Raw genomic sequence first — 14,220 nt, 5'->3', positions numbered from 1 at the left:
GATAAGGAGAAGCACCTTGTACGCGATCTCTCTGACCCGTCATGGTCCCGAAGGCCTGGAGATCCACGACGTCCCGGTTCCCGTCGCCGTCGGCAGCCAGGTGCTGCTGAAGGTCAGCAGCGCGGGCGTCAACTTCTCCGACGTCCACATCGTCGAGGGGACCTACTCGCTCAAGCCGCCGCTGCCGTACCGCCCCGGGATCGAGGCGGTCGGCATCGCCCCCGACGGCCGCCGGATGCTGGGCCGGGCCAGGCAGGCGGCCTGGGGGGAGTTGTGCATCGCCGAGCAGCACATCGAGCTGCCCGACTTCGTCTCCGACCGGGCCGCCCTCGCGATGGCCACCCAGGGGTTCACCGCCTGGCACATCCTGCGCACCATCGCCCGGGTCACCCGTAGGGACACCGTCGCGGTGATGGCCGCCGCCGGTGGCGTCGGGTCGATCGCCGTGCAGCTCGCCAAGGCGTGGGGAGCCCGGCGGGTGATCGGCGCCGCGTCCACCCCGGAGAAGCGCAAGCACGCCGTCGCGCTGGGCGCCGACGAGACGGTGGACTCCACCACCACCGACATCGGCGCGGCCCTGGTAGAGGCGAACGGGGGCCACCTGGTCGACGTGATCCTGGAGATGCACGGCGGCAGGCAGCTCGACTCGGCCCTTGCCGCGCTGGCGCCCTGCGGGCGCCTGGTGTCCTACGGCGCGACCTCGGGGGAGCCCAGCACCCCGATCCGTCCCGAGTCGCTGATGGCCGGCACCCGCACCATCGCCGGTTTCTCCGCGTTCAACCTGGTCTCCGAGCGGATCGAGGTGTTCCCGGAGACGATGGTGGCACTGTTCGGCATGATCAAGAAGGGCCAGCTCGACATGGAGACGGGCCCCTCGTACCCGTTCCGGGACGTCGCGCAGGCCGTCACCGACATGCGGGCGCGGCTCACGACCGGCAAGGTCACTCTGGACTTCGCGGGCTGAGCCGGATGGAAGCCGTACCCGCCGGGATCCCCGCCGCCCTGTGTCACGCCGTGGCCGCCCACCCCGACCGCACGGCGCTGGTCGTCGCCGACGACGCTGTCACGTACGCCGAACTCGGCCGGCGGATCGACGCGGTGGCCGTCGCCCTGGCCGGGTACGGGGTGGGCCGGGGCGACCTGGTGGGCATCCGCCTGGACCGTTCCGTCGACATGGTGGTGGCCCTGTTCGGGGTGCTACGGGCGGGGGCGGCGTACGTCCCGGTCGACCCGGCGCATCCGCCCCGGCGCCAGGCAGCGGTCCTGGCGGAGGCGGGTGTCACCCGGCTGATCACCGAACCGGGCACCCCGACCGGCCTGGACGTCGTGGTGCCGGAGCTGGCCGAGGCGCTGCGCGGGACGGTCACCGCCGATGCCGCCGCGCTCGCCCGGCTGCCCGAGGTCACGGCTGCCGACCTGGCGTACGTGGTGTTCACCTCGGGAACCACCGGCCGGCCGAAGGGGGCGATGGTGCCGCACGGGGCGGTCCTCGCCCTGGCGGGCGGGCTCCTCGCCGGCGGGGCGGCCGGGCCGGGACACGACGTGGTGGCGTGGAACGCCAGCCTCTCCTTCGACGCCTCGGTGCAGCAGTGGTCGCGGCTGCTGCGTGGGGACACGGTGGTGCTGCTCCGCGAGGCCGAACGGCTCGACCCGGCCGTGTTCGCTGAGGTGCTGCGCACCCGTCGGGTCACCGACTTCGACATCACCCCCACCCACCTGCGGGCCCTGCTGCCGCACCTGGAGCAGGCCGGGGACCTGCGCATCCTGGTCGGCGGCGAGGCCATCGGGGGCGGCCTGTGGGCGGAGCTGGCCGCCCGGGCCGGGACGACGGCGTACAACGTCTACGGGCCGACCGAGTGCACCGTGAACGCGGCGGTGGCCCGGATCGGTGCGGCCGGCCCACCGGTGATCGGCCGGCCCCTGCCCGGCGTCGGTGCCCGGGTGGTCGACCCGGCGCTGAACGAGGCGGGGCCGCAGGAGTTGGGCGAACTGCTCCTCTCCGGCCCCCAGGTCGCCTGGGGATACCTGGGACGGCCGGCGGCGACCGCCCTGGCGTTCGTGCCGGACGCCGACGCCGGGCCGGGCGGGCGGGCGTACCGCACCGGCGACCTGGTGCGGCGGCTGCCCGACGGGGTCCTGGAATACCACGGCCGCCGGGACCAGCAGGTGAAGATCCGGGGGGTACGGATCGAGCTGGGCGAGGTCGAGCACGCGTTGCGCCGACTGCCCGGCGTGACCGACGCGGTGGCGGTGGTCCGCGACGACGCCGTCGTGGCGGGGGTGACCGGGCGGCCCGACCCGGGTGCCTGGCGCGCCGACCTGGCCGGTGTCCTGCCGGCCGTCGCCGTACCCACCGACCTGGTGGTCCTGGCGACGCTGCCGCGCAACGCCAGCGGCAAGGTCGACCGGACAGCTGTCTCCGCCCTGCTCCGCGACGGCCGTACGGCCCCGGTCGACCCGGCCCCCGCCGGGTCCGCCGCACCGCCGATGACCGATCGGGAACGCTACGTCGCCCGGCTCTGGACGGAGGTCTTCGGGGCCCGCGACCTCAGCGTGGACAGCGAGTTCGCCGCGCACGGCGGGCACTCCCTGTCCGCGATGGTCGTCGCCGGTCGGGTGGCCCGGGAGACCGGGCTGGCCGTCACCGTCGCCGACGTGCTCGCCGAGCCCACGATCGGCGGGTTCGCCGCCCTCCTCGACGTCCGGCCCGCCGCTGCCGCGCCACCGCGACCCACCCGCCCGGTCACCGGTGCCCGCCGCAGCGCTCCGCTGGCTCCCCAGCAGGAGGGGCTGTTCCTGCTCCACCAGATGTACCCGCACTGCTCCGCCTACCACGTCCCGGCGCTGCTGCGCCTGCACGGTCCGGTCGACCTCGACCGCCTCGACCGCGCGGTCGCCACTGTGCTGGGCAGGCACGCCGCCCTGCGGACCCGGGTCGGGACGGTCGCCAGCCGGCCGGTCCAACTGGTCGCGGACCCGCCGGAGGACGGCGGCCTGGTGGTGGCCGACCCCGCCAGCACCGTCGAGGACTGGGCGACCGAGGTGGTACGCCGTCCGTTCCGGCTGGACACCGGCCCGCTGTTCCGGGCGGAGGTGCTGGTCACCGGAGCGGACACCTGCCTCCTCGCCCTGGTCGGGCACCACATCGTGGTCGACGGCTGGTCCATCGAGGTGGTCCAGCGCGACATCGGTCGGGCGTACCGGGGCGAGAGCCTCCCCGAGCCGGTGCAGTTCCCCGCGGTCGCCGCCGCCGCCCGCTCCCCGGAGCACCGGGCCGTGGTGGACTCGGAACTCGCCTGGTGGCGGAAGCGGCTGGCGGACCTGCCCGCGCCGGTCCGGCTGCCGTTCGTCCGCCGCCGTCCGGTCACCCCCCGGTTCCGGGCCGGGCGGGTCGCCCACCGGCTCCCCGAACGGGTGGCCGGAGAACTGCGCGACCTCGCGGTACGCAGCCGGGTGCCGCTGTTCCCCCTGCTCGCCCTGGGCCTCGCGACGGTGCTCAACCGGTACACCGGCCAGGACGACCTGGTCATCGGCACCCCGGTCGCGGACCGGGACGACACGGACCTGGCCGACTCGGTGGGGTTCTACAACAACTCGCTGGTCCTGCGCCTGGCCGTGGACCGGAACCGGTCGGTGGGGGAGAACCTGCGCGTGGTGGCCGACGAGGTCGCCTCTGCCCTGGCCCACCGGCACGTGCCCTTCGACGAACTGGTCCGGGAACTCGCCCCGCCCCGGATCGCCTCGGCCAACCCGATCTTCCAGATCTGGTGCAACCTGCTGTCGTATCCGGCGACGCCGCTGGACCTCGGCCCCGGGACGCGGGTCGAGGTGCTCACCCCGCCGATGCCGGGGGCGTTGTTCGACATCTCGGCGTACTTCACCGACGACCGCGACGGTGTGGGGCTGGAACTGGTCTACGACCTGGACCTGTTCGACCACGACCGGATCGGGGCACTGGCCGCCGACTGTGTCCGGGTGCTCACCGACCTTCCTCGCGACGCCAGCCGGCTGCTCGGCGACGTCGGCCGGGCCGACGCGAGCCCGGCGCGGTCCCCGTGGCGGGCGTACCCGCCGGTCAGCTCGTCGTCGGCGGAACTCGGGCGCACCCTCCTGGCCGCCCTGCGGCGCACCGGGAGCCGTCCTGCGGCGGTGGCCGGCGACGAGGCGGTGTCGGGCGAGGGGCTCGCCGCGACCGTGGTCGACCTCGGGGCGGCGCTGGACCGCGCCGACCCGGGGCGACGGCGTGCGGTGGCGGTGCTGGGCGGCCGAAGCCCGGCGCTGGTCGCGGCCCTGGTGGCCGCGCTGGCCGGGGCCAGGACGTTTTTGCTGGTCGACGCCGGGCTGCCGCCGATCCGCCGGGAACGGATGCTGGCGACCGCCGGAGATCCGCTCGTGGTCGACGCCACCGGCGACCGCCCGGTCGTGCTCGTCGCACCGCCCGCCGACGACCCGTCGGACGGCACCCCCGCCGTCGATGCCTCGGCCGTCGGTGCCCGGGCGGGTGTGGCGGGGGCGGCATCGGTGGCCGGCCGGGGGGCGCTGCCCGCCGGGGCGGCGTACCTCGCGTTCACCTCCGGCAGCACCGGTCGTCCCAGGGCTGTGGCGGCCTCGGCGGCCCCGCTGGCGGCGCTGCTCCAGTGGTACCCGGCCGCCTACCGGCTCACCGGGGAGGACCGGTTCTCCGCGCTCGCCGGGGTCGGCCACGACCCCCTGCTCCGTGAGGTGCTGGTGGCGGTGGCGGTGGGTGCGCCGGTGCACCTGCCGGCAGCCTCGGAGGCGGCGTCGCCGACCGCGCTGCTCCGCTGGCTGGCGCTGCGGCGGATCACCGTCCTGCACCTGAGCCCCGCCCTGGGACGGCTGCTCGTTGCGGCCGGGCAGGCGGCCGGCACCCGGCTGGCCGACGTCCGGCTGGTCGCCTTCGGGGGTGGCGCGGTGGATGCCCGGGACGTCGCCGGCGTCGCCCAGCTCTGTCCCGGGGCACGGGTGGTGTCGCACTACGGTGCCACCGAGACGCCCCAGGTGGCCGCCACGATCGACCACGGCCACCCCCGCCCCCGGGAGAGTGCCGACGCTCGGCCGCTGATCGGTCCCGCCTCGCCCACCGCCGAGCTGCTGCTCACCGACGACAACGGGCGGCCGGTACCGGTCAACGCGGTGGGCGAGATCCGGGTCCGCAGCCCGTACCTGGCGCTCGGATATCCGGGGGACCCGGCTGGCACGGCCCACCGGTTCGGGCCGGACCCGCACGGTGAGGACGGCGTGCGGGCGTACCGGACCGGGGACCTCGGGATGGCCCGGCCGGACGGCACCATCGAGTTCCGGGGACGGGCCGACCGGCAGGTCAGCCTCAACGGCACCCGCGTCGAGCTGGGCGAGATCGAGGCGGTGCTGCGGGAGCACCCCGACGTGACCGATTGCCTCGTCCTCGCCGACGACACAGGCGGGGTCACCGCGTACGTCGCCGGGCTGCCGGAGCTGACCGCGGACGCGATGCGCCGACACCTCGCCGGCATGCTGCCGGCCACCATGCACCCCGGTGACCTGCGGATCCTGGCCGCCATGCCGCTCACCCCGAACGGCAAGCCGGACGTCGTCGCCCTGCGCGCGATGGCCGCCCCGGCACCCGTCCGCGCGGACGGGCCCATGGTGTCGCTGGTCGAGCGGGTCTGCGCCGCGGCCCTGGGCCGCGACAGCCTCGAACCGGACGTCAACTTCTTCGACGCCGGTGGTTCCTCGCTCGGGCTGATCGAGGTGGAGGCCCGGCTCAGTCGTGCCCTGGGCACTTCCGTCGGGCTGGCCACCCTGTTCCAGAACCCGACCGTCCGATCGCTGGCGGCGGCCGTCGACCGGGTCGGTGTCCGGCCATCGAGAGAGGGAGATCCGCGGTGAGCAGCCCGGAAGACCGACCGGCCCTGATCCTCGTCGGGTACGCGCAGAGTTGGCTGCCGTTGCTGCGCCGCACCGCCGACGACCTGCGGGTGGTCATCATCGAGGAGCCGGCCGTGGTGCATGCCCGGGGCGCCCGCGCCAACCTGGCCGCCCACTGGCCCGACTACGAGCTGTACGAGCTGGACTTCCGCCGCCCGATGGCAGCCGACCTGTTCCACGTCTGGCATCCGGACCTGCGGATCCGGGCGGTCGTCCCGGTCGACGACGCGGGGATGGTGTTCGCGGCGCGGTTGGCGGAGCGCCTCGGCCTGCCCGGCGCCGGACCGACGCCGGCGGAGATCCTCTACGACAAGTTCCGCCTGCGTCAGGTGGCGCAGGCTGGTGGCGTCGCGGGCCCGCAGTGGCGCCTCGTCCGCTCACCCGCTGACGCGGTGGCCTTCGCCGAACGGGTGCCCGGCGATCTGGTGCTCAAGCCGACCGCGCGGGCGGGCTCGTCCGGTGTGCAGATCCTCCGGGACGTCGCCGAGGTCGATGCGGGATGGGAGCGGATGGTAGCCCCGCCGTCGCACAGCAGCACGCGCCTGCCGACGGTGGAGTCCTACCTGGCCGAACGGCGCATGACCGGGCGGCAGTACAACGTGAACCTGCTGGTGCGTCGGGGTGAGGTGCTGTTCCGCAGCGTCGTCGCCACCGAGGTCGCCCCGGGCACTCATCCGGTGTCGTTGACCGAGACCATCGACCCGGAACTGCCGCCGGCACGGTACGCCCTCCTGATCGCCGAGGCGGAGCGGCTGGTCGGCGCGACCGACTTCGACACGGGGTTCATCCACAGTGAGTGGATCGTCGAGGACGGCGTGGTCCGGCTGGTGGAGTGCGCGGGCCGCCTCGCCGGTGGCCCGATCATGATGATGATCGGGCACGCGTACGGCTACGACATCCTCGCGGCGTACCTGGCCGTGATGGCCGGCGAGCCGCTGGAAGTGACCCCGCCGGCCCGGCCGCGCCTGGCCGTGACGCTGCTGACCAAGCACGTCCGGCCAGGGCTGGTGACGGCGGTCACCGGTGCCGAGGCCGCCCGGGCCCGGGTCGGTGTCCTGTCCCTGGAGGTCGCGGTCACCGAGGGAGACCGGGTGGGGGAGTTGGTCTCGCTGCCGAACGTGGCCGCCAAGGTGGTCGCGATCGGCCGTACCGTAGCCGAGGCCCGACGGTACGGCGAGGACGCCCTTGCCGTCCTCGACATCAGCACCGTCTGCCCTGGCGCCGAGGACGGCCGGAAGGGGAGTGCGGCATGAGCGCCGACCAGCAGCCCGACGTCATTCTCGTCGGGTACGGGCGGTCCTGGCTGCCCCACGTGCGCCGGCTCTGGGGGGACGTGCGGGTCCTGTTCGTCGTCGAGCCCACGGTGGCCCGGGCCTGGCGGGTCCGCGAGTACCTTGCCGCCGACTGGCCGCAGCACGAGCTGTACGAGCTGGACTACCGCCGGCCGCTGGCCGCCGACCTCTTCCACCTGTGGCATCCGGACCTGCGCCCCGGCGCGGTGGTGCCCATCGACGACACCGGGGTGGTCTTCGCCGCCCGGCTGTCCGAGCGGCTGGGGATACCGGGCGCGGGCAGCAGCCCCGCGGCGATCCTCGCCGACAAGTGGCGGCTGCGCCAGCTCGCGGACGCCGTCGGAGTGGGTGCTCCCCAGTGGCGGGTGGCCCGGTCGGTGGCCGACGCGGTGGCCTTCGCCGAGCAGGTCGGCGGGGAGGTGGTGGTCAAGCCGAGCGCGCGGGCCGGCTCGTCCGGTGTGGAGATCGTCGCCGATCCGGCGGACATCCCCGCGGCCTGGGACCGGTTGACGCGGGGCCTCCCGGACCAGGGAGTGGGTCGGCCGGAGCCCGAGACCTACCTGGTGGAACGCCGGGTCGTCGGCGCCCAGTACAGCACCAACACGCTGGTCGTCGACGGTGAGGTGCGGTTCGAGAACGTGACCGGCGCGCAGGTGTCCAGGGGGCGGCATCCGGTGCCGCTGACCCACGTGGTGGCACCGGACCTGCCGCCGACGCTGTCGGCCGAACTGAGGGATCAGAGCCGGCAGCTGATCGCCGCCACCGGATTCCGCACCGGGTTCGTCCACATCGAGTGGATAGTGGAGAACGGCACGCCCCAGCTCATCGAGGGAGCCGGGCGACTCCCCGGCGGCCTGATGGTGCTGCTGATCGGTCATGCCCATCTGGTCGACACGATGGCCGAGTACCTGGCGGCGATGGCTGGTCAGCCGGTTGCCCCGGTGGGTCCGCGCCCGCCGGTGCGGGCTGCCGTCGGGATGACGAAGGACGTGCCGCCGGGGCAGGTCACGGCGGTGACCGGGGTGGAGGCTGCCCGGTCCCGCCCCGGCGTACTGGAGGTGGCGGTCCTGGTCGCCGAGGGCGACCAGGTCCACGAGCTGGTGTCGCTCTCGCACGTGGCGGCGCGGGTGGCCGCGGTGGGGGAGACGGTCGAGCAGGCCAGCCGGGCCGCCGGGGAGGCGTTGGCGGCGGTGGAGATCACCACCCGTCCGGTCGAGGAGGTGGAGGCCGGCACGTGATCCCGCGCCTACCCCTGGTCCGCGCGGATGCGCGCTGGTCGGGTGGCGCCCGCATCCACTGACGGATCGCCCCGGGGCCGGGGCGGGTGCGGCAGGATCATACCCGCCCGCTTGACGGAACGCAGGGCGACGGCCACGTCCGCGTGTTGCAGGCCGGGCAGCTGGCCGATCGTGCGGGACAGGAACTCGTACAGCGCGGCGTCGCTCTCCAGCGCGATCTCGCCGCACAGGTTCCGGTCGCCGGTCGTCGCGGCGATCATGAGTACGGCGGGGTGCGCGGCGAGCAGTTCGCCGGCCTGCCCGAGCTGCGTGGGGTTGACGCTGAGGGTGATGAAGGCGTTCACGGAGAGCCCGACGACGCTGGGTTCGACGACCGTCCGCATCCGCAGGAATCCCGCCGCCATCATCGCCTCGGCCCGCCTGCGTACGGTGGCGGGGCTCGCGCCGCACCGCTCGGCGAGCTGCTGCCAGCCCTGCCGGCCGTCCGTGGCGAGGTTGCCGATGATCAGCTCGTCGAGCCGGCTGAGCCGCGACGGCGTTTCGACGGGTGTCTGTTCGTTCCACTGGTCCGTCCGCTGTGACCGGAGGTCGTCGACGACCTCCGCCGGCAGCAGTTTCGGGATCCAGTTGTGCGGCGTGGAGAACCGGCGGATCACCTGGTTGCTCCAGATGGCGAGGACGCCGTCCAGGCCGGGCAGCTGCTCGAACATGAGCTGGAGCAGGTGCTCGTTGGAGGTGTAGGAGACCTCGGCCAGGCAGTCGACGCTGCCCGTGAGCAGCTTGACCGACCCGGATTCCTGCCACCGGGCCAGGTGCTCGGCGGAGCGGCTGGCGGCGTCGGGGCGGCAGCGCAGCCGGACGAACAGCGATCGCGCCCGGCGGGTCGCCTCGCCGTCCATGACCCCGATGATGCGTACCGCGCCGCTGCGGAGAAGCCGCGGGACCCGCCGGGAGACGGTCGCCTCCGAGGTGAACACCGCCTCGCCGATCTGCGCGTGGGTGGCCCGCGGGTGAGCGAGCAGAGCGCCGATGATCTGCCGGTCGAGTTCGTCCAAGGATCGGCCGTTCCCGTCACCAGTGAGGTTTGCCATGCGGGTATCTTGCATCTCACGCTGAGATCTTGACAATCTCCCTCGTGTCTCCGGCAGACTCTCGCCCACGGGTCCGAGGGTTCGAGGAGGCAGAGAGTGGCGCATCCGATCAGGCGTTCGAGCGCGGCCAGGGCCGTCGCGGCGAGCGCGGTCGTCCTGCTCGCGGCGACGGCACTACCGGCGACTCCGGCGGCGTCCTCGCCGGCCGCGTCGGCGGGCGGGGACCGACCCGCGCAGCACGTGATCATGTTCGACTTCGACGGGTTCGACCCGCGATTCCTCGACGGGCGCTACGCCGACCTGGCGGAGCTGCCGAACCTCCGGGCGCTGATCGAGGCCGGCACCTACGGCGTGGCCGACGGCACCTACTCGTCGTACTCCAACTCGTCGCGGACGACGACCGCGACCGGCGCCTACCCGGCCGTGCACCGCAACACCGGCTACTACTACAACCACGACACCAACCGGGGCGTCTCCCAGGAGCGGTACATCGAGCCCGGCGTCGAGACGATCGCCCACTCGCTGAAGCGGCAGGACCGCACCTCGGCCTACCTCCAGTGGTACGCGGTGCAGAACTACGGCGCCACGTACGGTGACCCCGCCGCGCTGTACACCCAGCCGGGCGGCAACTGCGAGACCCGCGCCAACCAGGCGATCGCGCTGCTGCGTGGCGAGCCCGTCAACTCCGGCGGCACGATGGTCGACCTGCCCGCGATCCCGGACCTGATCACCGTCTACTGCGACGACGTCGACGGCGCGCTGCACGACGGCGGATTCTCCGACCCCGATCTGCCGGCCGCCCTGACCCGGGTGGACGCCCAGATCGGGCGGGTCCGCGACGCCGCCCGCGAGGCCGGCATCCTGGACCGGACGACGTTCCTCGTCACCGCCGACCACGGCGCCCGGGAGTGGACCGTTCCGCTGCTGCCCGAGGTGCTCGACCGGCTGTCCGGGACGGGCTTCAAGGTCCAGGTCATCTCCTCCTCGGGCGGCGTGCCGGACCCGGCGAGCGAGATCGTCGTCGTCGCGTCGCCGCGTACCGCCGACATCACCCTGCGTGGCGCTGCGGACACGGCGAAGAACGCGCGCCGCATCGCCAAGCTCGTCAGGGACATCCCGGGGATCGCGGCCGTCCGCGACCAGCACGACCTGCGCCGCCTGAAGGCCAGCGACAAGCTCGGTGACCTCGTCGTGGAGCCGGTCGAGCCGTACCACCTGTCCACGCTCGCCGACGGCGCACCGCGCGCCTCGCACGGCGCGCTGCCGGAGGCGCAGGTCCCGATGGTGCTCTCCGGCGCCGGGGTCCGCCGCGGCGTCCCGCTGCGCAACGTCGGCCTGGTCGACGTGGCCGCCACCATCAGCGCCCTGCTCGGTGTGCAGCCGCCGGCGAACTCGCAGGGGCACGTCATGCGCGGGGCCATCGAGCGGTCCTGACCGCCGCCACAACGTAGATCGAGGAGAGAAGAAGTGGGCCACCTGACAAAGCGCCGGTTGGCGGCGGCGATCGCCGCCGCGACCGCGCTCAGCACACTCGTCGCGTGCGGCGGGTCCGAGTCCGAGTCCGAGAAGGCCAAGGAAATCACCTTCTGGACGCCGCAGACGACCCCGCAGCGGGTCGCGGCGCAGGAGAAGGTCGCGGCCCGGTTCACCGAGAAGACCGGCATCGCCGTGAAGGTCGTGCCGCTCAGCGAGGCCGACCAGAAGCAGGCACTGGCGACCGGTGCCGCCTCCGGGGACGTGCCCGACGTGATGCTGCACACCTCCACCACCACGGCCGCCTGGCGGTCCCAGGGGCTGCTGAACACGAAGGCCGCCGAGGAGGTCGTCAGTGAGCTCGGTGCCGAGACGTTCAACGCGAACGCCCTGAAGGCGTTCAGCCTGGACGGCAAGGCCGGCGCCGTGCCGAGCGACGGCTGGGTGCACCTCCTGGTGTACCGCAAGGACCTCTTCAAGGCGGCGAACGTCGCGGTGCCGACCAACCTCGAGGAGGTGGCGAAGGCCGCCACCACGATGAAGGCGACCGGGGTGTCCGGCATCGCCCTGGGCACCCAGTCCGGCACCGCGTCGGGGACCGAGGCCATCTACTCGATGTTCCAGAGCGCGGGCTGCCAGCTCGTGCAGGATGGCAAGGTCACCATCGACTCGCCGGAGTGCACCCGGGCGGCCGAGCAGTTCAAGGTCCTGCGCGACTCCAGCACGCAGGGTGACTTCGACGTGACCAGCGCGCGGGCGGCCTACCTCGCCGGCAAGTCCTCGATGCTGCTCTTCTCGACCCACATCCTCGACGAGCTGGCCGGCCTGGACAAGGCGAACCCGCCGACCTGCACGCAGTGCAAGGCCGACCCGACGTTCCTCTCCAAGAACTCCGGGTTCATCACGGTGCTCGACCGGAACCACCCGGCGCAGTACGGCGCCACGCTCGGCTACGGCATCCCCGAGGGCGCCAACACGGCCGGTGCCAAGGAGTTCATCAAGTTCATGCTGGAGGAGGGCTACTCGGACACGCTCGCCTCCGCGACCGAGGGCCGGATCCCGCTGCGCAACGGCACCAAGGCCGACCCGAACGCCTACCTCGACGCGTGGGGCAAGCTGGGCGTCGGACCGGAGGCCAAGAGCTCCGTCGCCGAGCTGTACGGCCCGGAGATGGTCACCCAGATCCGCGACGGCGTCAACGCCGTGAGCCTGTGGGGCATGGGCACGAAGGACTCGCCGCTGGCCGGCGCGGTCACCGCGGAGAACGTGCTCGCGCAGTTCCTCGAGCGGCTCTACGGCGGGCAGTCGCCGGCCGACATCACGAAGGCGATGGCCGAAGAGGTCAAGAAGGTCCAGGCCGAACTGTGAGCACGCCGACAGTGCGGTCCTCCCGCTGGGAGCGGCTCAGCCGCTCCCAGCGGGAGAACCTCAACGGTCAGCTCCTCACCGGCCCGACGCTGCTGCTGCTCGCCCTGGTCGTCCTGCTCCCGTTCGTCCTGGTCGTCATCTTCGGGTTCTCCGACACGAGGCTGATCGACATCCCCCGGTTGTCGCCGTCCACCATCGAGTGGACCTTCGAGAACATCACCGACGCCTGGCGGTCGGACGCGTTCTGGGGGGCGCTCTGGACCACCGTCGCCTACGCGACCCTGACCACCATCGGGTCGATCGTCGTCGGCATGGCCCTCGCCCTCGCCCTGCGCCGCCCCTTCCGCGGCCGGGGAATCGTCCGCGCGCTGCTGCTGATCCCGTACGTGCTGCCGGTCATCGCGGCGGCGATGATCTGGCGCACGATGCTCAACCCCCAGTACGGCATCGTCAACGCGTTCGGCCAGGAGTATCTCGGCTGGGAGAGCCCCATCGGGTTCCTCAGCACCACCTCGACCGACGTGGCGGGGCTGCCCGTACCGGTGTCGCTGCTCGTCGTCGTCGCCTTCGAGATCTGGAAGTCGTTCCCGCTCGCCTTCCTCTTCGTCACCGCGCGGTTGCAGAACGTGCCGGGCGGGATCGAGGAGGCGGCGGCGCTGGACGGGGCCTCCCGGTGGCAGAACCTGCGACACGTCATCCTCCCCCAACTGCGGGGAGTGGTCCTGCTGCTGATGCTGCTGCGGTTCATCTGGTCGTTCCAGAACTTCAACGACGTCTACCTGCTGACCGAGGGCGCCGGCGGCACCCAGGTCATGGCGATCAAGGTCTACACCGAGCTGGTGACCCGGTCCGACATCGGCAGCGCGGCGGCGTACGGACTGCTCATGTCGCTGATCCTCTGCGTGCTGCTGGCCGGCTACGTCCTGCTCTCCCGGCGGAAGGAGTCGTTGTGAGTTCGGCGATGCGGCCCTCGCGCCCGGTCAACTTCCTGCGGTGGACGCTCATCACCGTCGCGCTCGTCTGCGCCGTGGGACCCGTGCTCTATGGGGTGCTGCTCTCGGTGCGCCCGTACTCCGCAGTCCTGATGGAACCCCTCGACGTGGTTCCCGGGTTCGGCGAGATCGACCTGTCCAGCTACGTCACGGCGATGAAGGACGAGTCGGCGGGTGGCTTCGGGCTCGGCCGGTTCGTGCTCAACTCCCTGCTGGTCGCCCTCGCCACCGTCGCGGTGTCGATCGTCGCGTGCATCTTCGGGGCGTACGCCGTGGCGCGCCTGCGGTACCGGGGCCGCCGCTTCACCAGCGGGATCATCCTCGCCGTCTACCTGTTCCCGGGCATCGTGCTCGCGGTGCCGAAGTTCGTCATCCTGAGCCGGTTGGGCCTCTCCCGGTCGCTCGTCGGGCTGCTCGTCATCTACGTCGCCGCCACCGTCCCCGTCGCGCTGTACATGATGCGCAACTACTTCCTCGCCCTGCCGGAGAGCGTCGAGGAGGCGGCGCTGCTCGACGGCTGCTCGCTGCCGATGATGCTGCGCAAGGTCGTGCTGCCGATCGCGCTGCCCGGCGTCGTGGCGACCGCTATCTACGTCTTCATGATCGCCTGGAACGAGTACTTCTACGCGTTGCTGTTCCTCGTCCAGGACCGTTCCCGGTGGACGGCTCCGCTCGGCCTCGCCCAGCTCACCGACTTCCAGGTGCCGGTGACCGTGCTCCTGGCCGGCTCCATCGCGGTGACCGTGCCGGTCATCGTCATCTTCTTCCTCGCCCAGCGCTACATCGTCTCCGGACTCACCTCGGGGGCGGACAAGTGAACACCGAAAGGATGATCGAC

General features: G+C 72.8%; 9 protein-coding genes. 8 read left to right on the top strand and 1 reads right to left on the bottom strand.

Features of this window, described 5'->3' with window-relative positions; all coding sequences use genetic code 11:
• The first annotated feature begins 16 nt into the window (after window positions 1-16).
• Genes AB0D32_RS00125 through AB0D32_RS00110 form a run of 4 tightly spaced genes read left to right on the top strand, consistent with a single transcriptional unit; the run spans window position 17 to window position 8,458 of the window.
• Window positions 17-964 carry a zinc-binding dehydrogenase gene (locus AB0D32_RS00125; RefSeq protein WP_357082315.1) on the top strand — a complete coding sequence of 316 codons (948 nt, stop codon included), beginning with the start codon at window positions 17-19 and terminating at the stop codon, window positions 962-964.
• A gap of 5 nt (window positions 965-969) precedes the next feature.
• On the top strand, window positions 970-5,889 hold the full coding sequence (locus tag AB0D32_RS00120; RefSeq protein WP_357082312.1) for an amino acid adenylation domain-containing protein: 4,920 nt from the start codon (window positions 970-972) through the stop codon (window positions 5,887-5,889).
• Complete coding sequence (locus AB0D32_RS00115) at window positions 5,886-7,181, top strand: hypothetical protein (protein ID WP_357082309.1); 1,296 nt, start codon at window positions 5,886-5,888, stop codon at window positions 7,179-7,181. Before AB0D32_RS00120 ends, AB0D32_RS00115 begins: the two co-directional genes overlap by 4 nt.
• On the top strand, window positions 7,178-8,458 hold the full coding sequence (locus tag AB0D32_RS00110) for an ATP-grasp domain-containing protein (RefSeq protein ID WP_357082307.1): 1,281 nt from the start codon (window positions 7,178-7,180) through the stop codon (window positions 8,456-8,458). The genes AB0D32_RS00115 and AB0D32_RS00110 overlap by 4 nt, the downstream gene beginning before the upstream one ends.
• Before the next feature lie 8 nt (window positions 8,459-8,466).
• On the opposite strand, the gene AB0D32_RS00105 is transcribed toward AB0D32_RS00110, so the two are convergent.
• Window positions 8,467-9,549, bottom strand: coding sequence for an Lrp/AsnC family transcriptional regulator (locus AB0D32_RS00105; RefSeq protein WP_357082304.1), 1,083 nt, complete (start codon window positions 9,547-9,549; stop codon window positions 8,467-8,469).
• 96 nt (window positions 9,550-9,645) lie between these two features.
• On the opposite strand from AB0D32_RS00105, the gene AB0D32_RS00100 reads away from it, so the two are divergent.
• From AB0D32_RS00100 to AB0D32_RS00085, 4 genes are read left to right on the top strand one after another with little or no spacing between them, the layout of a single operon-like run.
• Entirely contained in the window at window positions 9,646-10,983 is a 1,338-nt protein-coding gene (locus AB0D32_RS00100) for an alkaline phosphatase family protein (RefSeq protein ID WP_357082301.1), read from the top strand.
• Between the two features lie 33 nt (window positions 10,984-11,016).
• A complete protein-coding gene (locus AB0D32_RS00095) occupies window positions 11,017-12,390 on the top strand; it encodes an extracellular solute-binding protein (protein ID WP_357082298.1) in 1,374 nt (457 codons plus the stop codon).
• Window positions 12,387-13,343: a sugar ABC transporter permease gene (locus AB0D32_RS00090; protein ID WP_357082294.1), complete on the top strand. Its 957-nt coding sequence runs from the start codon at window positions 12,387-12,389 to the stop codon at window positions 13,341-13,343. The genes AB0D32_RS00095 and AB0D32_RS00090 overlap by 4 nt, the downstream gene beginning before the upstream one ends.
• Window positions 13,340-14,200: a carbohydrate ABC transporter permease gene (locus tag AB0D32_RS00085; protein ID WP_357082291.1), complete on the top strand. Its 861-nt coding sequence runs from the start codon at window positions 13,340-13,342 to the stop codon at window positions 14,198-14,200. The genes AB0D32_RS00090 and AB0D32_RS00085 overlap by 4 nt, the downstream gene beginning before the upstream one ends.
• Window positions 14,201-14,220: the final 20 nt, after the last annotated feature.

It is taken from the genome of Micromonospora sp. NPDC048170, assembly GCF_040652795.1.
Lineage (GTDB): Bacteria > Actinomycetota > Actinomycetes > Mycobacteriales > Micromonosporaceae > Micromonospora.
The sequence above is the reverse complement of the archived record's forward strand: the minus strand, read 5'-3'. Positions and strand labels throughout refer to the sequence as shown.

Excerpts from the sequence above, each read along its gene's own strand:
- AB0D32_RS00120 (WP_357082312.1), top strand. The coding sequence starts at position 970 with ATGGAAGCCGTACCCGCCGGGATCCCCGCCGCCCTGTGTCACGCCGTG.
- AB0D32_RS00110 (WP_357082307.1), top strand. The coding sequence starts at position 7,178 with ATGAGCGCCGACCAGCAGCCCGACGTCATTCTCGTCGGGTACGGGCGG.
- AB0D32_RS00105 (WP_357082304.1), bottom strand. The coding sequence starts at position 9,549 with ATGGCAAACCTCACTGGTGACGGGAACGGCCGATCCTTGGACGAACTC.